The 15,757-nt window shown below is 54.6% G+C and carries 19 protein-coding genes and 1 riboswitch; of the genes, 11 read left to right on the top strand and 8 right to left on the bottom strand.

Features of this window, described 5'->3' with window-relative positions; translation table 11 throughout:
* Positions 1–2: 2 nt before the first annotated feature.
* The 3 genes from ACZ1HV_RS09865 (at position 3) to ACZ1HV_RS09855 (ending at position 3,289) form a co-directional block, all read left to right on the top strand.
* On the top strand, positions 3–1,502 hold the full coding sequence (locus ACZ1HV_RS09865) for an ArnT family glycosyltransferase (protein WP_472717967.1): 1,500 nt from the start codon (positions 3–5) through the stop codon (positions 1,500–1,502).
* A 102-nt stretch (positions 1,503–1,604) separates the two neighbouring features.
* On the top strand, positions 1,605–2,402 hold the full coding sequence (locus tag ACZ1HV_RS09860) for a ChbG/HpnK family deacetylase (protein ID WP_472717966.1): 798 nt from the start codon (positions 1,605–1,607) through the stop codon (positions 2,400–2,402).
* 197 nt (positions 2,403–2,599) lie between these two features.
* A complete protein-coding gene (locus tag ACZ1HV_RS09855; protein WP_298822621.1) occupies positions 2,600–3,289 on the top strand; it encodes a Crp/Fnr family transcriptional regulator in 690 nt (229 codons plus the stop codon).
* On the opposite strand, the gene ACZ1HV_RS09850 is transcribed toward ACZ1HV_RS09855, so the two are convergent.
* Positions 3,286–3,720, bottom strand: a complete 435-nt coding sequence (locus tag ACZ1HV_RS09850; RefSeq protein WP_298822622.1) for an RrF2 family transcriptional regulator — start codon at positions 3,718–3,720, stop codon at positions 3,286–3,288. The two genes, ACZ1HV_RS09855 and ACZ1HV_RS09850, sit on opposite strands and share 4 nt — an antisense overlap.
* A 96-nt stretch (positions 3,721–3,816) precedes the next feature.
* Here ACZ1HV_RS09850 and ACZ1HV_RS09845 point away from each other — a divergent pair, with 96 nt between their 5' ends.
* From ACZ1HV_RS09845 to ACZ1HV_RS09835, 3 genes are all read left to right on the top strand, one after another.
* Positions 3,817–4,314 carry a group III truncated hemoglobin gene (locus ACZ1HV_RS09845; protein WP_472717965.1) on the top strand — a complete coding sequence of 166 codons (498 nt, stop codon included), beginning with the start codon at positions 3,817–3,819 and terminating at the stop codon, positions 4,312–4,314.
* The gene (locus ACZ1HV_RS09840; protein WP_265680700.1) at positions 4,308–4,529 is read left to right on the top strand and encodes a hypothetical protein; all 222 of its coding nucleotides are present in this window, start codon (positions 4,308–4,310) and stop codon (positions 4,527–4,529) included. Before ACZ1HV_RS09845 ends, ACZ1HV_RS09840 begins: the two co-directional genes overlap by 7 nt.
* A 241-nt stretch (positions 4,530–4,770) precedes the next feature.
* Positions 4,771–5,115: an acyl-CoA thioesterase gene (locus tag ACZ1HV_RS09835; protein ID WP_152504432.1), complete on the top strand. Its 345-nt coding sequence runs from the start codon at positions 4,771–4,773 to the stop codon at positions 5,113–5,115.
* Between the two features lie 6 nt (positions 5,116–5,121).
* Here ACZ1HV_RS09835 and ACZ1HV_RS09830 read toward each other — a convergent pair whose 3' ends face one another.
* The 5 genes from ACZ1HV_RS09830 to ACZ1HV_RS09810 all read right to left on the bottom strand — a co-directional run bounded on the left by ACZ1HV_RS09830 (position 5,122) and on the right by ACZ1HV_RS09810 (position 8,938).
* Positions 5,122–5,418: a hypothetical protein gene (locus ACZ1HV_RS09830; protein WP_472717964.1), complete on the bottom strand. Its 297-nt coding sequence runs from the start codon at positions 5,416–5,418 to the stop codon at positions 5,122–5,124.
* Between the two features lie 41 nt (positions 5,419–5,459).
* A riboswitch (SAM-I-IV-variant riboswitch) is annotated at positions 5,460–5,584 on the bottom strand.
* Positions 5,585–5,685: 101 nt separating this feature from the next.
* Positions 5,686–6,399 (bottom strand): ABC transporter ATP-binding protein, encoded by a 714-nt coding sequence (locus ACZ1HV_RS09825; RefSeq protein ID WP_472717963.1) that lies wholly within the window; start codon positions 6,397–6,399, stop codon positions 5,686–5,688.
* Positions 6,347–7,633 carry an ABC transporter permease gene (locus ACZ1HV_RS09820; protein WP_472717962.1) on the bottom strand — a complete coding sequence of 429 codons (1,287 nt, stop codon included), beginning with the start codon at positions 7,631–7,633 and terminating at the stop codon, positions 6,347–6,349. Before ACZ1HV_RS09820 ends, ACZ1HV_RS09825 begins: the two co-directional genes overlap by 53 nt.
* A complete protein-coding gene (locus ACZ1HV_RS09815; RefSeq protein ID WP_472717961.1) occupies positions 7,630–8,643 on the bottom strand; it encodes an efflux RND transporter periplasmic adaptor subunit in 1,014 nt (337 codons plus the stop codon). The genes ACZ1HV_RS09820 and ACZ1HV_RS09815 overlap by 4 nt, the downstream gene beginning before the upstream one ends.
* Before the next feature lie 82 nt (positions 8,644–8,725).
* Entirely contained in the window at positions 8,726–8,938 is a 213-nt protein-coding gene (locus tag ACZ1HV_RS09810) for a SlyX family protein (protein ID WP_298958666.1), read from the bottom strand.
* Between the two features lie 195 nt (positions 8,939–9,133).
* Between ACZ1HV_RS09810 and ACZ1HV_RS09805 the strand changes: the two genes are divergently transcribed.
* Positions 9,134–9,838: a glutathione S-transferase N-terminal domain-containing protein gene (locus ACZ1HV_RS09805; RefSeq protein WP_298984831.1), complete on the top strand. Its 705-nt coding sequence runs from the start codon at positions 9,134–9,136 to the stop codon at positions 9,836–9,838.
* Positions 9,839–9,871: 33 nt separating this feature from the next.
* Here the strand turns inward: ACZ1HV_RS09805 and ACZ1HV_RS09800 are convergent, their stop codons facing one another.
* Positions 9,872–11,662, bottom strand: coding sequence for a hypothetical protein (locus ACZ1HV_RS09800; protein ID WP_472717960.1), 1,791 nt, complete (start codon positions 11,660–11,662; stop codon positions 9,872–9,874).
* 123 nt (positions 11,663–11,785) lie between these two features.
* Between ACZ1HV_RS09800 and ACZ1HV_RS09795 the strand changes: the two genes are divergently transcribed.
* The 4 genes from ACZ1HV_RS09795 (at position 11,786) to ACZ1HV_RS09780 (ending at position 14,674) form a co-directional block, all read left to right on the top strand.
* Positions 11,786–12,424, top strand: a complete 639-nt coding sequence (locus tag ACZ1HV_RS09795; RefSeq protein WP_298814017.1) for a VOC family protein — start codon at positions 11,786–11,788, stop codon at positions 12,422–12,424.
* Positions 12,425–12,584: 160 nt separating this feature from the next.
* Positions 12,585–13,094, top strand: coding sequence for an SRPBCC family protein (locus tag ACZ1HV_RS09790; RefSeq protein WP_472717959.1), 510 nt, complete (start codon positions 12,585–12,587; stop codon positions 13,092–13,094).
* A gap of 30 nt (positions 13,095–13,124) precedes the next feature.
* The gene (locus tag ACZ1HV_RS09785; RefSeq protein ID WP_472717958.1) at positions 13,125–13,478 is read left to right on the top strand and encodes a YciI family protein; all 354 of its coding nucleotides are present in this window, start codon (positions 13,125–13,127) and stop codon (positions 13,476–13,478) included.
* On the top strand, positions 13,418–14,674 hold the full coding sequence (locus tag ACZ1HV_RS09780) for an RNA polymerase sigma factor (protein ID WP_472717957.1): 1,257 nt from the start codon (positions 13,418–13,420) through the stop codon (positions 14,672–14,674). The genes ACZ1HV_RS09785 and ACZ1HV_RS09780 overlap by 61 nt, the downstream gene beginning before the upstream one ends.
* Positions 14,675–14,777: 103 nt before the next feature.
* Here ACZ1HV_RS09780 and ACZ1HV_RS09775 read toward each other — a convergent pair whose 3' ends face one another.
* Positions 14,778–15,755, bottom strand: a complete 978-nt coding sequence (locus ACZ1HV_RS09775) for a TAXI family TRAP transporter solute-binding subunit (RefSeq protein ID WP_472717956.1) — start codon at positions 15,753–15,755, stop codon at positions 14,778–14,780.
* Between the last annotated feature and the right edge of the window lie 2 nt (positions 15,756–15,757).

The raw sequence follows: 15,757 nt of genomic DNA, 5'->3' as shown, positions 1-15,757 counted from the left end.
AGATGACTTCACATATAGACCCAAAGAGCGAGCCGATCTTTCTGAGGCCGGCCGGTCTGGTGATTATCATTGCTTTGCTGACAGCCATGAAGCTGTTCGCTGCATCACAGGCTCATTTCGTAGAAGACGAAGCCTATTACCGGATCTGGGGTCTAAATCCGGCGCTCAGCTATTTCGATCATCCTCCAATGATCGGCTGGTGGATTGCGATTGGGCAAGCTCTGTTCGGAGACACGGTTTTTGCAGTCCGCGCCCTGGTGGTCCTGTCCGGCCTCATCGGTTCTCTTGCTCTTTGGCGAACAACCTCGATTTTGTTCAGCCGCAATGCCGCCGGTTGGGCCGTCTTGTTCCTAAACACCAGCCTGCTTGTGGGCATCGGCGGTATTCTGGCAACGCCGGATGCTCCCTCGGTCTTGTTCTGGGGCCTGAGCCTGTGGGCGCTGGCCGAACTTAATCGCTCTCAAAATGCAAATTGGTGGCTGGTGGTTGGCCTGATGGCCGGTTGCGGTCTTCTTTCCAAATACTCGGTACTCTTTCTGGGTGCCGGCATTGTGTTTTGGCTCATCTGGGTGCCGGGCGCACGTCGATGGTGGGGGTGTTGGCAGCTTTGGGCAGGAGGACTGACCGCTCTGTTGTGCTTTGCTCCTGTGCTCTACTGGAACCACGCGCACGAGTGGGCAAGCTTCTATAAGCAATTCGGCAGAGCGGGCGGAGGCGGTTTCACTTCGAAATATGTCTTTGAATTGTTTGGTGCGCTGGTCGGTCTGCTCAATCCGTTGATTGCTGTTCTCGCCGGTTTCGGTGCTTACCAAATGACGAAGGGCTTAAAAGCGAGAGAAAACGCACCATCACTGATGCTCTTGAGCGTTGCCCCGTTTTTGCTCTATCTGCTTTATCATTCCTTGCACGCGAGAGTGCAGGCTAACTGGCCTGCTCCCCTGTTTCCCGCCTTTGCAATCATGGCAGCCGTATTCGTGGCCAACGTTAGAATGCGCGCATTATTGTGGCAACGGGTTGGGGCCATCGGGGTCCTGTTGGGTGTCATTGTTGCTCTGACTGTTCAATTGCATGCAGTTGCTCCCATCACCGGACGGTTCGCGCGCAAGGATCCGACATTTCAATTGCGCGGCTGGACTGAAATTGGTGCTTCGGTTCAGGCGATTGCGGACGCCGAAGATGCCGCCTTCATTGCGACAACAAGCTATGGCCTGAACGGGCAACTCGACTTTCTTTTCAAAGACAAGCTGCCGGTTTTCCAGGTGACGGAACGCGTGCGGTATCTGATGACACCACCACCCGACAACAGCCTGCTGGCAAAGTCCGGACTCTATGTCACCGAAGATCGCCGTAACAAGGCGGACGACCTTCAGAAAGTTTTTGAAAGGGTCGAAGAGGTTGCCGAGCTTGAGCGCAAGGTTAAAGGTGTCAGCCTTGAAAGGTTGATCGTCTACAAGGTTGATGGTCCGATCGAGCCGGTTTTTGAGCCGGTCCGTTTTAGATAGGACAACTGCGGCATAGTGCTTGAGTTCACAACGGACTTGCATTGCGCGGGCGAATGACGCAGGGATGTGCCTGAATAATTGCTATTTGCCCGCCGGATTTAGATGAAGCGAATAACACTTGGTGCCTTGGATTACGGTCTCGCTTTCGGGGTTGACCGCGCCCTGCGCGAGCTCGCCGAAAAAGGGCGCTTGAGTGCTGTCGGCGCTCTTGTAGCTACAGAACTATGGCCCCGTGAGTTTCGCCCGCTGCAGGAAACGGCTGAGAAAGTCGGCAATCGGGTTCTTTTCGGCGTAACGATTGCTTTCAGTGGAGATCGAGTGTCACCGGTCAGCTCGCGTATGCAGGAAGTCTACGGCGAGAGGACGTTTAGTCGGGAAAAGCTCAATTTCCGTGCCTTGACCCGCTTGATGCCGGATGAACTTATGCTGGAAGAAGCCAAGGCGCAGCTGGCGAGGTACAGCGTGTTGATGAAGCGCCAGCCTGACTTCATCGCCGTTCGTGAGGGCCTGCTTTCAAGAATGTCGATTGCGCGCCTTGTTCTGAAGGCCGTTGATCATGCGGACTTCGAAAAACCGCCCCTTTTGATTTCGCCTGTTCAGCCCGGTTTGAAAGCGTTGAGATTGTCCCATCTCGCCAAGGCCCACAATATGAAGGTTTTGCCGAGAGCCGAGCCTTTGCCGCAAACGGACGATCGCGAAGAGCTGCAGCGCCTTTTGCACAATCACTTTGACGGTATGAGCGATCTCAGCTTTGTCGCTGCAATTCCCGGACGGGCCGATGATCGTCTCAGACGCGAAGAGCCGCGTAAAAAAATAGCGATCAGGGAGTGTCAGTACGAGGTTTTGGCCAGTACGAGATTTTTCCATACTCTGGACAAAAAAGACGTATTTTTAAACTAGAACTCTATTTCAACGAAAAAACGGCCCTGCGGGGAACAGAGCCGTTTTTCGTGGAGGCCTGGAAGGAGGGAGGGGCGACCCCGCTTCCATGACTTTAGATATAGGGTTATTTTGCTTGATTGCACGTGATGAACATCACAGGATTGCGTCTGATCCAAAAAAGTTCGTCGCGGCAACGCTGTTGGCAGGGGGTAGGTGTGGCGGAAATTAAAGACTTTTTGAAGAACAGCTTTTCACTTGAGGGGCTGGATCCGGAATTGGCTGTTGGGCTGTCACGGCTTGCGCGGCCCATGAAGATTGCTGCTGGAACAATTCTTTTTGAAAACGGAGACCCAGGCAACGGTTGTTATGCCGTGCTGGAAGGGTCGTTGAAAGTGTCTCTTTTGTCCGTTGAAGGCGACGAACAGTTGCTGGCCGTTCTCGGGCCAGGCGATCTTGTTGGCGAATTGGCACTCTTGGATGGCAGGCCCCGATCGGCGACAGTGAGCGCGTTGAAAGAGGCGCAACTCGCTTTCATTGACAAGGCGGCGTTCCAAAGGTTCTCAGACGAGCACCCGGCCGTCTATCGTCATATGCTATCCATCGTCGGAAAGAGACTGCGTCACGCGAATGATGTTTTGGCCGCGCGCTCGTTCCTGCCTCTTCCAGGCAGGGTTGCGCAAACGCTGCTCCAGTTGGCAGAAACGTTCGGCAAACCTCTCGACGATGGCCGGATGTTGGTGCACTACAAGCTCAGTCAGGCGGATATCGCCAATATGGCCGGTGCTGCGCGCGAGAATGTCAGCCGTGTGCTCAACGATTGGAAACGGGCCGGAACGATCAGCCGGATTTCAGGCTATTACTGTCTTGAACAGATCGAGTTTCTCGAGCAGGCCTCAACGCTTTAGCCAGTTGCGTCCAAGAGCCTGGCTTTCTGCGTTCCAACCAGAATCGAAGCCAGTGTCTGGCCATTAAGGCTGTCAAGAAACGCTTCGGCAGCCTGTGCCATTGCACCCTTCAACGCACAGCGTGGCAGGAAAGCGCAGGACACAGTTGATCCGGGTTTCAGGCAGGCGACCACGCCAAGATCCGGCTCAATCAATCGGACAACATCGCCAAGCCTGATTGCGTCTGGCGATTTTGCCAGTCTGATGCCGCCGCCACGACCGCGAGTGGTTTCCAGATAGCCGCCCTTTGCAAGATGCGCGACGATTTTCATCACGTGAGATTTTGCCAGCCCGAGCTGGTTGGCAAGCTTCTCGACCGTCTGTGGATGGTCGGACTGTCCGGTGGCCATGAGAATTCGTAAGGCAAAATCACTGGCCTGACTGAGGCGCATAGCAGCTTCCCGTAAAACATTCATCTCAGATGTTGATTTTAGTACGAGCTTGTGTCATTTAAAAGATGCATTTTAGATGAATGTTTAGAGAAAGCGATGCAAACCGGTAAATTCTCAGGCCGCGGTTACAAACTTGGCCGACGGCCGATGATCGACAAGGGCGACCGACTGCAACGTTATGAGCATGTTGACGAGCAGTCGATCCATGTGATGGTCCAGACATTCTATGGCTGTGTGCGCGCGCATCCGCGACTTGGTGAGATTTTCAACCGCCGGCTGGATGGCAAGTGGGATGAGCATCTGCCGAAAATGGAAACGTTCTGGCAGTCGGTACTCATGAAAAACGGAGCTTACAAGGGCAAGCCGGTGCCGGCTCATCTTAAACAGAAGGAGCTGGTGAGTGCGGATTATGCCTTGTGGCTTGGCGTATTCCGTCCCGTTGTACGGGAGCTGTTCGTGCCCGACATTGCCGACGAAATCATCGCTGTTGCAGAGCGTATCGCGCAAAGTCTGTGGCTGGCGACTTTTGGGGTTGCCGGCGCAGTGCCACCTCCAGAACTCAACTCGAAGCAGGACTGGATAGGGACATGTTGATTGCAATTGTGCTCGTCGCCGAAGTGCTTGTCGTTGTCTGGTTCGCCGTTTTTTCGTTGATGTTGCTGTCGATGTATCTGGATTCGCGCGACTTACCGATGCCACGGCTCGACACGGCAGGCCGGTCCCTGATTGGCAGTGCCAAGGCAGCATTCATCACCGGAATGCTGGCACTCGCAATCCTGACGGTGATTGAGATCCCCGGCTTTGCCTGAAAAAGGAGTTTTCTTCATATGCGCAAGAACTTGCTGCAGCGCGGCCTCCCGATTGTTCTGATCTGGATCGCTGCGCCACTACCCCTCTGGATCATGGCAATCATGATGCTGGTGATTTGAGTGACTTTGATCAAGTAGGACTTGTGATCTGTGCCGCGGTGGGTAGTCTCGACCTGTCTGAAAAAGGAGGGGCTCGGCCGTGACCGAAATTAAACCGAATGGCGATCTGACATTGCGAACAATGGCGATGCCGGCAGACACCAACGCTTCAGGTGATATCTTCGGTGGCTGGGTTTTGTCGCAAATGGATTTGGCCGGCGGCATCGCTGCCGGTCAAAGGGCAGAGGGCCGCGTTGTCACGATTGCGGTCGACAAGATGAAATTCATTCGTCCCGTGCACGTGGGTGACGTTTTGTGTGTCTATACAGAAGTGATCCGGGTTGGACGCTCATCCATGGAAATCAGATTGGAAGCCTGGGCCTTGCGGCACCGGTACGGGCATCGCGAAATGGTCACCGAAGCTATCTTCACAATGGTGGCGGTCGATGATGGCGGCAAGCCGCGCCCTGTGCCCAACAATGACTGACCAAATCTAGCGATCAGACAGGTGACGGTTGACAATGTCGGCGAACAGATCTTCGTCGACAGCACATGTGCAGCCATTTGCCCAAAGCTGAAGCTGGCTCTTCAACCTGTCCAGGCGTTCGTCCGGATGCAGGGCAGCCTTGTGCCTGGGCAGTCCACCAACAATACGCAGTGATTTGATACGCGCCAGAACACAATCTTCGGCAGCTCGCTGCCAGATTGACGTTTCGGCGAGTTCGGCATGGGCGCCAAGATGATGCTCGATCAGGTCTGCCGCACGACCGGCAAAAGGCTGTTGAGACAAAAAATCCTCCATCGGTTGCCCGAGGAGGACTGGCGCATGCTGTGAAACCGCTTGATTGCCGGATAGCCTCTTTGGAGGATCTTTCCAGCCGCATCCCTGTTGCGGAAACCACCTTGCCCGGTTCGGCAGGTTGGCGAGGGCGCCAGCCCTTCTCTTGATGATGATGGGCTTATGACATGTCTTCAAACCAATGGCAAGCGGTGGACCTATGACAAATTCACTTGTGATTTCAATGTTACCGACACCGAAAAGGTTGTTGAGGTTTCGCTATTGTTTGCGGTCGTAGTCAATTTGCCCGTCGACCAGGTGAACACGCCGTTCCATGCGATTTGCCAGGTCCATATCGTGCGTGACCGCAATAATGGTTGTCTGCTGGGTCTCTACGATTTTTTGCAGGCTTTCGAAAACCTGTTCGGTGGCAACGGAATCGAGGCTCCCCGTGGGCTCGTCGGCGAGGATCAGGTCCGGCGAATTTGCGAGCGCTCTGGCGACAGCCACACGCTGGCGTTGACCTCCGGAAAGTTGCTCTGGCCGGCGGTTCAGGAAGTCCTCAAGCCCAAGCCCGGCCAGCAGACCCTCCGCGTGTTCATGCTGCTCCTTCGGCGGCAGCTTTCCAAGCCGCTGCATCGGGATCATGACATTCTCCAGCGCTGTGAATTCCGGCAAAAGAAAATGAAACTGGAATACGAAGCCAATCTTTTCCAACCGTATGTGCGCAAGCTCGCCGGAAGACAGACGGTCGGTTTCTGTACCGGAAATCCACACCTCGCCCCCTGTCGGTCTGTCGAGCAGGCCGAGCAGATAAAGCAATGAGGATTTCCCGGAACCGGAAGGTCCGGTGATTGCGACAAACTCCGAATGACCGATCCGCAAACTGACATCCTTGACCAGCGTGACAGGAACAACAGCGGGCAATATGCGGGTCAGGTCACGTGTTTCCAGCAGCGGATGTTCTATCGGTGCGGCAGCGGGAGCAGTCACGTGGCCCCCGGATAATGTCAACGGGATTGAGACGAGCGGCCTTGCGGGCAGGTATCAGGCCGGCGATTGCAGAAGAAAACAGCGCCAGAAGGCAGGCGATCACGTAGTGCAAAACCGAAAAATAGATCGGCAAGCGGGTCACCTCGACATCCGTCGTGAGTTCGAACTTGACCGTTGCGAGATAGCTGGAAAGGCCAAAACCCAGCACTGACCCGGCGATCGCGCCAAGCACGCCGATCACGAGGCCTTCAAGGACAAAAATCTGCTGGATGTCCGTTTCTGGAAATCCGAGCGATTTCAGAATCGCAATGTCCTTTGCCTTTTCATGAACGATGGTGGACACGATATTGAAAATGCCGAAGCCTGCCACAACCAGTATGGCGCCGACGACCGTGTACATGATGACATTGCGCACGAAGAAAGCCTCCATCAGTCCTTCATTCGCTTCCTCCCAGGAAACCGCCTTGTATCCGAGCTGCCGTTCGGCGCGGGAAGCCACATCATTTGCCTCGCCAATATCTGAAAGACGAATGGAGATGCTGTTGATGATGTCGGGTTTTTCCAGAAGGATCTGGACAGCTTTCAAGGGCGCATAAGCAAAGCCTTCGTCGCTGGCGGTGATGCCTGTATGAAAAAGGCCAACGATCTTGAACCTTTTTGCCACACCGTTCGCCGATGTCAGTGTGACGGTGTCCCCGACATCCGCGCCAAGTCTTTCGGCAGCTTTCCTGCCGAGCACGAGACCATTCGACGTTACCTCAAGATCCTTGAGCGAGCCCTGGCGCATGTCGTCTTCGATCTTGGAAACGTCAAGTTCGTCACGGGGCACCACACCGGTCAGAGTCAGCCCGATGTCCTGTCCGCTATAACGCAGCACGGCCTGGCCGCTCAGTCGCTGTGTCATGGAACCGTTCACCCAATCGCGTAAGGACGCCAGGGCCTCTGTCGGATTGCGAATACCGCGCAGATCCTCCTTCGGTCTCAGCCCGTGAAAAGCGACTGCGTCAAATCGTTCGCTGGCGGGCTGCAAGGCCGGAGCACGTTGTTCGTCCTGGATCTCGACATGCGGAATTGCCTCGATCAAGGTCGACATGAAGTCCCGTTGTGAACCCTCCATCAAACCTGCCATGGCAACGGAAAATCCGACCCCGAGCGCCACGCCAAGCGTTGACACAACAGTCTGTCGCATGCGGTTGCGGACATGGGTTGCCGCGATCCTGAACAAAAGAATCATGGCTCGCTCGCGGCCTCCGGCCTGACAGTCTGTCCCGCTTCCAGATCTGAATTGTAGGGAAAGACAACTCTTGCACCCGGCTCCACACCGGCCAGCACTTCAACGGCGCGTGTGCCCCTGATTCCGGTATCGACCTGAAGAAGCGAGACGGTGTTGTCTTCAGCAATCGCCTGCACGTGTGCACCATCGAAGGCGGCAAGCGGCAACAGCAAGGTGTCTGCTTCTTCATCTGTGACAATATTGATTTCAGCGGTCATGCCGATGCGCAAGGGTGTGTCGTCCGGAAGGTCCAGATAGACGCGGTAGTTCTTCAGCACCGGATCGCCCTTGGGTGTGATCCTTGAAACGGTTGCCATAAGGTCCCGTTTTGGAAATGCGTCTGCCTTGATGAGCGCTTTCTGGTCTTTGGCGACTTTCGGAATGTCTTCTTCATTCACCTCGGCAATCAGCTGCAGCGGCTGGGGTTGGCCGATCCAGAACAGAACATCACCTGGCTCCGCGACTTCACCAACTGCTCCATCCTGACGCAAGACCACGCCGTTCATGGGAGCAACGATGCTGTAATCGCGCAAACGTTCCTTTTGTGCCGCGATCATGGCATTGACGCGAATGAGTTCGCTTTGGGCCTTGTCGTAGACCTGCTGGCTGACCACCCGCCTTTCCAGGAGTTGCATTGCGCGTTCTCTGTCGGACTTGGCTAGAACCTGACGTGCTTCCAGCTCGGCCAGTGTTGCACGGGCATCGCCACTGTCCAGTTCGGCCAGCTGGTCCCCCTTGGCGACTTCCATGCCTTCGCAGCCGCATAGCGAAGTTATGCGCTCACGGATGATGCTGGTGACTTTGGCCCAACGCACGGGTTCTACAACAGCCGTTGCATAGACGACTTCAGCCGCACTGCCTCTATAGGGTGTAACGACTTCAACAGTGGGAGGGCGCGTATTCCACCAGGAGATGCCGGCAATGCCGGCAATCAGCACGAGCAGGAAGCCCAGATATTTCAAGACACGCATGAAGCACCTTCTTTGAAACTTCCGTCAGCATAGTGTTTTTGACAAAACCGGCTTTGGAATGGATCAAACGCCCAGGATGCCTTCAGTAGTGAGGCGGCTTGTCGATCTGGTGACCAGGCAGCACGTTGTCCATCAGCTCCTCGACCTGATCGGTCATGTTTGCAAGCACACGTTTCATCCGCTCTATCTGCTTGCCTTGCTCAATTACAACGGTGTTGAGTTCATCGATGGTGTTTGTCGCATGGGCGAGATCTATTTCAAGCTTTTCAATCCGCGTTTCGGTATCGTCCGCCATCAATATCTCCTTGAAAAGGTCTGACCCTGGTTCGGCTCTCCGCTTGAGCGCGCGAGCTATAAGGTGTTTGCGCGCTTGTGTCTTCCCCAATTATTCATCGGCGACAAACGATGGGTTTAAATGCGATGACGATGTCCTATATGCGCAGCGTAATCCGGCAAAGACCTTCGGAACAGAAATAAAAGAGAGCATCTAATGTCTGCATTGACCGACTACCCAATCACCAGAAAATGGCCTGCTCAACATCCTGAGCGGATCCAGCTTTATTCGCTGCCGACCCCGAACGGCATCAAGGTGTCGGCTATGCTGGAAGAAACGGGATTGGCATATGAAGCTCACAAAGTCGATTTCGCGACCAATGATCAGATGACCCCGGAATTCCTGTCGCTCAATCCGAACAACAAGATCCCTGCGATCATCGATCCCAATGGGCCGGGCGGAAAGCCTCTGGCTTTGTGGGAGTCGGGTGCCATCCTGATTTACCTTGCAGAAAAGTCGGGCAAGCTGCTTCCGGCCGATCCGGCTGCAAAATATGAGACGATCCAATGGCTGATGTGGCAGATGGGCGGGTTGGGCCCGATGACCGGCCAGCTTGGCTTCTTTCACAAGTTTGCCGGCAAGGAGTATGAGGACCGTCGCCCGTTTGAGCGGTATCGCGACGAAGTCAAACGGCTTCTCGGCGTTCTGGACCGCCAACTCGAAGGGCGGCAGTTCATCATGGGTGACGACTATACAATCGCGGATGTCACCAGCTGGCCCTGGGCACGGAATATCAACGGGTTCTATGAAGCGGCTGAAGTAACCGGATATATGGATCACAAGAACGTTGTCCGATGGGTCGAAACCTGCCTGAAACGTCCTGCAAGCGAAAAGGCGATCAATATTCCGCCGAGGAACTAGCTCGCTGTCCACTTTAAGATAGAAGGCAATCAATCACCCGGAGCATTCGTGGTTCCAGACCTGCCGGGTCTCCACCTCTTTCGGCAGACCGGGTGGTTGAGATCTTTCAATCTGGAAGTAGATGACAAAGGATTTCAGCGCAGGCATGGCCGGGTCAAAACTGGCCCAGGTCCTGCAAAGATATTGGCCGTAAGTCAGTGCGAGAAATTGAGGGCTGTCGTCGTAGGTCTGGTCTTCAAGGTTCGAAAGGAATTTGCGCCACCTGTAATTCTCAAAGACGGTTGAAACCACGGCGGGTTTTTCAAAGTCGGCCAGTCCCACGTTGCCGTAATAGACATCAACGATCGTGCCATCGGCAAGTTCGCCCTCAATGACTGGCCAGGGACTGGTCATCTCCGGAAAGGGCGCAAACATTGTCCAGTGCTGAAAAAGGCCAAGTGCCTGGCGAACCATTTTGAAAGAAGCAGGCAGCGGAGAAACGCCGCTCCATGGCAAGGTGGCTACGTTCTGCACCGTGATGAAACACAGGAAAATTGCAGCCAGCGACTGGGTCACGACGCCGAACCGGGGAGGTGAGGTCCGCCACGCAAACCAGTTGCGGGAGACTTTTGAAAGTGTTTTCCGGTTGCGGCCCACCCAGTCATAGATCCGATTGCCGGTATTTCGAAAAATGGCGCGATTGAGCAACCAGCCGACGGGAAAGAAGACCGGCGACGCTCTGACAACCAGAGCAAGGGCTTGGAACTTGTAGTGGCGTTCATTACCGTTTGTGACAACCCATGAGTTCCGTGCCTCCAGCTCTGCACCGATGTCTGGGCCGTCCTGCGCAGGACGGATTTGTGTTGCAGGCAGAAAAAGAAACACCCGCAAGAAACAGCAGGTCTTCTCGCAGAAATCGCATCCATGATCGAACCACATGTGAAGGTCGGCTTTGGTGCGTCGAGGAAGCTTCCTGGCGAAGGCATCCCACATCCAGCCCGGCAGGAAAGTCAGGTTCATGATGATCGAAATGAGCGGGAAAAAACCAATTTCAAGAAATAGAAGAAACGCCAAATGCATGGTCATGAACGCCACCATGAAAACCATTCGCAGCGTTCGGTGAAACAAAGGTGAAAAAATAAGGAACGGACCAACGAGCTCAAGCAGATAGACGTAGTAGGTCAGGCCTGTCATCAGACCTTGAAATTGCCTGAACCAGAGCGAGAAAGCGGTCACGAGATAGTCAAGCTGAAGCGCATAATGAACTGCCGTGCCGTCTTTGAACCAGATCGGATGTGTCTTTAAAAGCGCGCTGAAGAAATACATCGACATGCCTTGCAGGAGCAGGGCACCTGTGGCGATTGAGGCATATTCGTTTTTGACAAAGTATTGCGTTTTGTCCAACGCGGCATCAACGGAGTACCGGGCCCCCAAAGGCAAGAACAACGCCCAGAAGAGTAGAAGAAGGGCAAGATTGTCTTCGCCGGAGAGCACAAAGGTGTTTCTGTTCTGCACCGACAACATCAGACCCCAGGAAACGGCCGTCATGAAGCGCGTGCGCCAGCCGGCGATCAGGCAGAGAGCCGCAAGGCCTGCGATCCCAAACAAAAGTCCTTGAAACCAAGCCGCCCCATTTGCCAGATGGAGCGACCAGGTGGTGACATAAAGATGATCGATCTGAACGGATCGCGGCATAACACCCGCATCCGTATAGTGTGCGATCAGATCGCGGCTCCGCATTGCGAGATCAATCAGGATGTAAACGCCGAGAAGAATGCGGAAAAGGGCAAGTGTGCGCAGATCAATGCCGAAGATCGTACGAATTGGCGCGAGTTCGATTTTCAAAGGGGTCACCGCTGCCGAAAGTCGTCGTCACCTATAGTAAAACCGGAACAGATGATGGCAGGGTATGGTTAACAATCTTGAATTTGGGCTGTCCCTATCCCTATCCGCAGAAGGATCCGCTGCATGCTGAAGCTCGACCATCTAACCGTCATCGCTCCGACGCTGGCGGAAGGCGTCGCGCATGTCCGGGACTGTCTTGACCTGGACGTGCCATTCGGCACACGGCATGAGTATATGGGCACTCATAATCATAGGCTGCAGCTCGGAGATCGCGTCTATCTGGAAATCATCGCGGTTGATCCCGATGGACGCCAACCGCACAGGTCCCGATGGTTCGGACTGGATGATAATGAAAACGTCAGGAAGAACTGGGACGAAGGCCGCCGCCTCAGAGGTTGGGTCGCCAGCACCAAAGATATAGGCGCTGTTCTTTCACAATATGGAAGACTATTTGGAGACGAAGTTGCTCTTCCCTTCATTGAACCCGAATTTGCATTTTCAATTCCCCAAGATGGAGCCTTGCCGCATGAAGGCGCACTGCCATCCTTGATCGATCACCGCGATGATCCGACTTCAATGGCAGAGATACCCGATATGGGAGCCCGGCTTCTATCATTTTCCGTGCGGCACCCCGACCCTGGAAATCTTGAGATGCTCTATGAAATGCTGAACATCGTCTCATCGCCCACGGTACAGATTGGGAAACACGTAAAATACCGTGCAGAGATTGAAACACCTGACGGGATGAAAATACTATTTTGAATCAAAGAGATAGTTGCAAGAGTGTTGATCGGTAATTGGTCACGCGAGGCCCGAGGTATTCGTGTCCGGCAAAAAAATTGAGGAATGTCCATCGCAAGCCAGGCGGTTCGTCATGTCAGTGAAAGCAAAGGTGCTTTCAAGAAAAGACTGAGAGGACATCATGACGATTTGGACTTTTGTGGCCGGCGGTGTCGGTGCACTGACATTGATTGCTGCTGGAACTCTGCTGCTGCCAAGACAGATACATGTTGAACGCCAGGCCGTGATGGCAACTAGCCCGGCAACAGTCTTGTCCCTGGCGGCTTCCAATACCGGATATCAGAAATTCAATCCGTATCTGACCGCCGATGCCAACCTGAAAATCACCGCCTTCGGACCAGAAAGTGGTGTCGGCTCGGGTTTCCGGTTCAATGGCAAGGACGGAAAGGGCACTCAGACCGTAGCTGCCGTGACCCAAGATGCCGTGCGGTACGACATAGATCTTGGCGCGATGGGCAAACCGGTCCAGGAGATCTCGGCTGTGGGAGCACCCGGCGGAACGCTCGTCACGTGGCGCATGGATATGGACCTTGGCTACAATCCGGTCTTCCGGGTCTTTGGGCTCTTTATGGACGGCATGGTCGGCAAGACCTTTGAACAGGGTCTCGACAACCTGGCATCCGCTGCGTGATCATCAGCTTGAAAATTTGAGGAAACAAAAATGCGTTACACATTCTTGCTTTATACGGACCCGGTCGACCTTGCACATATGACTGCTGAAGACTGGGAAGCTGAAAAGGAAGTTTATGGGGCCTATATCGGCGCATTGCAGGAAGCTGGTGTCTTTGTTGATACCGATTGGCTGCAGCCGGTGCAGACTGCGACGACCCTATCGCTGAAGGCGGGAGCGAAGGAAATTCAGGATGGTCCCTTTGCTGACACCAAGGAAACACTTGGTGGATATTTCGTCGTAGATGTTCCGGATCTGGATGCGGCAATGGTTTGGGCCGAAAAATGTCCGGCTGCCAAAACCGGCAAGGTGGAAATCCGGGCATCCGCGATGGGCGGCAATTGAGCAATGCGGCCTGCGCAGCCGAAATGGCGGCGCGGGCTTCTTATGGCCGTCTGCTCGCCTTTCTGTCAGTGCGCACGAGTGATATTGCGCAGGCAGAAGACGCTTTGGCGGATGCATTTGCCAAAGCGCTTGATCATTGGCCTGAAAACGGAGTGCCCCGCAATCCGGACGCGTGGCTTTTGACGGTCGCGCGCAACCGCTTGACGGACGTGCAAAGGCGCCAGACACGATTTCCAACCGAACACGAGCTGCCCGACATGCCCGAAGAAGAAAGTTCAGGTCGTGAATTTCCGGATCAGCGCCTGGCTCTCATGATGGTCTGTGCGCATCCCGCCATCGCTGCAGACCTGCATACACCCTTGATGCTTCAAACCGTCCTTGGACTTGATGCCAAGCATATTGCGCGCCTCTATCTGATGTCCCCAGCCGCACTTTCAAAGCGGCTTGTTCGTGCCAAGACAAAAATCCGGGACGCAGGCATTCCGTTCAAAATCCCGGATCGGGAGGTTTTGCCTGAGCGGAGCACTTCTGTTCTTGAAGCGATTTACGGTCTGCATGCTCATGATTGGCTCGATCCGGCAGACACCCTCGGTGAGGAAGCACTCTACCTTTCGGATCTGTTGTGCAAGTTGCTGCCGGACAGCGCAGAAGTTCTTGGCCTTTCCGCGCTGATCGCCTTCAGTCATGCCCGGGTAAATGCGCGCATTGTCGAAGGCATTTTGGTGCCGACGGATGAACAGAACACCTACCTTTGGAATGACGGGTTGATCAACTATGGCAAGCGGCAGTTGTCGCGCGCTTATCGTCTGGATGAGGTTGGCCGGTTTCAGATTGAGGCTGCAATCGAAGCCGTTCACATTGAAAGAAAACAAAGCGGTGAAACGGACTGGGAAGCGCTCAACAAGCTCTATCATGCCTATCTGACCAAAGTGCCAACGGCTGGCGGACTTGTTGCACAAGCTGCGATTACCGGCCGACTGCATGGTGCCGAAGCAGGGCTTGCGGCCATCGAGGCGATTGAGGAAACCGTCGGACCGGCATTCCAGCCATTCTGGGCCGTTAGAGCCGATTTGTACGCCAGATCGGGGCGAAACAACGAGGCTGTTGCCTGCTATGAAAAGGCGATTTCCCTGGCAACGGACCTGCCCACCATTGAATTCCTGAAGCAGAGGCGGATCGCCGTGCTTCCGAACTGACCCTGCCGAAGAGACCCGGAAAGCCTGTTTCACAACCTGACTAAGTTCGCCGGCGTCAAGCTTTGCAAGATTGACGCCGGCGAAAGTCTTCGGAAAGTACAGATTACAGCGCGCCGATTTCCTTGTAATAGCGCTCTGCGCCTGGGTGCAGCTTGATTGTGCCCTCTGCCTTTGCGGCATATTCGGGCGTCAGCGCTTTTGCCCAAGGCGCATCGGATGCGATACTGTCGACATTCTCCCAGAATGCCTTGGTCATGTTGTAGACCAGCTCTTCGTCTAGATCCGTGCGAACGGCAATGCTGACACCGGTGTCGTTGGATTTGACGGGACCTTCGTTGACCTGATTTGCGTAAAGGCCTGCTGGAACCTCTGTGCGATGGCGGAACTTGCCGAGAAACTTGTCAACCGCTTCACCGCTATCGTCTTCCGGCCCGATGAATCGCACTTTTTCGGTCTCAGTGAATTGTATGAATTGCTGACAGGGGTCAATGCAGCCATTGACATACATGTCGATCTTGCCATCTAGAAAGGCCTGAAAGCCTGTTTTCCAGTTTGCCTTGATTGCATCATAGTCTTCACCCGCAACGAGGCCTGTTGTGGACTGGATCCAGCCTTTGGCGGCGTTGTAGGCTCCACCTCCTTGCGGGCCCAGAAACACGGTTGTCCCCTCAATGTCATCGAGATATTCGATCCCGCTGTCGGGGCGTACGGCAAAGTGATAAGCTCCCCATGGAAAGGCCATGAGCTGGCTGATGTTACCGGCCAGCTCCTCGTGGTTTTCCACGTCCTTGTACATCGCCCTCTTGTTGCTGAGCAGCGAGTGGATCGTTGGAGAGCCCATCGACATATCGAGGTTGCCTTTGGCTACTTCCAGCATATGGACGGTCGCAGCACCGCCACCAGCAACCTCAATCGTGACGTCATCCAAATTCTCGGTCACGATGTTGGCAAAGGTAGCCATCGTGATCGCTTGGCCGAGGCTCGGTGCGATCGTGGCCATTTTTAACGTGACGTCCTCCGCCCAGCTGGATGAAGCAATAAGGGTTGTGGCAAGAACAGTCGCAAGACTTAGTCGGCGCATGA

This window comes from Roseibium sp. JB4-4 (assembly GCF_055693425.1).
Note: the sequence above shows the minus strand (reverse complement) of the source record. Positions and strands in the feature narration are given on the sequence as shown.

What these genes read in the sequence shown, in the direction of transcription:
- ACZ1HV_RS09865 (WP_472717967.1), top strand. Translation starts at nt 3, where the DNA reads ATGACTTCACATATAGACCCAAAGAGCGAGCCGATCTTTCTGAGGCCG.
- ACZ1HV_RS09860 (WP_472717966.1), top strand. Translation starts at nt 1,605, where the DNA reads ATGAAGCGAATAACACTTGGTGCCTTGGATTACGGTCTCGCTTTCGGG.
- ACZ1HV_RS09850 (WP_298822622.1), bottom strand. Translation starts at nt 3,720, where the DNA reads ATGCGCCTCAGTCAGGCCAGTGATTTTGCCTTACGAATTCTCATGGCC.
- ACZ1HV_RS09845 (WP_472717965.1), top strand. Translation starts at nt 3,817, where the DNA reads ATGCAAACCGGTAAATTCTCAGGCCGCGGTTACAAACTTGGCCGACGG.
- ACZ1HV_RS09840 (WP_265680700.1), top strand. Translation starts at nt 4,308, where the DNA reads ATGTTGATTGCAATTGTGCTCGTCGCCGAAGTGCTTGTCGTTGTCTGG.
- ACZ1HV_RS09835 (WP_152504432.1), top strand. Translation starts at nt 4,771, where the DNA reads ATGGCGATGCCGGCAGACACCAACGCTTCAGGTGATATCTTCGGTGGC.
- ACZ1HV_RS09820 (WP_472717962.1), bottom strand. Translation starts at nt 7,633, where the DNA reads ATGATTCTTTTGTTCAGGATCGCGGCAACCCATGTCCGCAACCGCATG.
- ACZ1HV_RS09815 (WP_472717961.1), bottom strand. Translation starts at nt 8,643, where the DNA reads ATGCGTGTCTTGAAATATCTGGGCTTCCTGCTCGTGCTGATTGCCGGC.
- ACZ1HV_RS09810 (WP_298958666.1), bottom strand. Translation starts at nt 8,938, where the DNA reads ATGGCGGACGATACCGAAACGCGGATTGAAAAGCTTGAAATAGATCTC.
- ACZ1HV_RS09805 (WP_298984831.1), top strand. Translation starts at nt 9,134, where the DNA reads ATGTCTGCATTGACCGACTACCCAATCACCAGAAAATGGCCTGCTCAA.
- ACZ1HV_RS09795 (WP_298814017.1), top strand. Translation starts at nt 11,786, where the DNA reads ATGCTGAAGCTCGACCATCTAACCGTCATCGCTCCGACGCTGGCGGAA.
- ACZ1HV_RS09790 (WP_472717959.1), top strand. Translation starts at nt 12,585, where the DNA reads ATGACGATTTGGACTTTTGTGGCCGGCGGTGTCGGTGCACTGACATTG.
- ACZ1HV_RS09785 (WP_472717958.1), top strand. Translation starts at nt 13,125, where the DNA reads ATGCGTTACACATTCTTGCTTTATACGGACCCGGTCGACCTTGCACAT.
- ACZ1HV_RS09780 (WP_472717957.1), top strand. Translation starts at nt 13,418, where the DNA reads ATGTCCGGCTGCCAAAACCGGCAAGGTGGAAATCCGGGCATCCGCGAT.
- ACZ1HV_RS09775 (WP_472717956.1), bottom strand. Translation starts at nt 15,755, where the DNA reads ATGCGCCGACTAAGTCTTGCGACTGTTCTTGCCACAACCCTTATTGCT.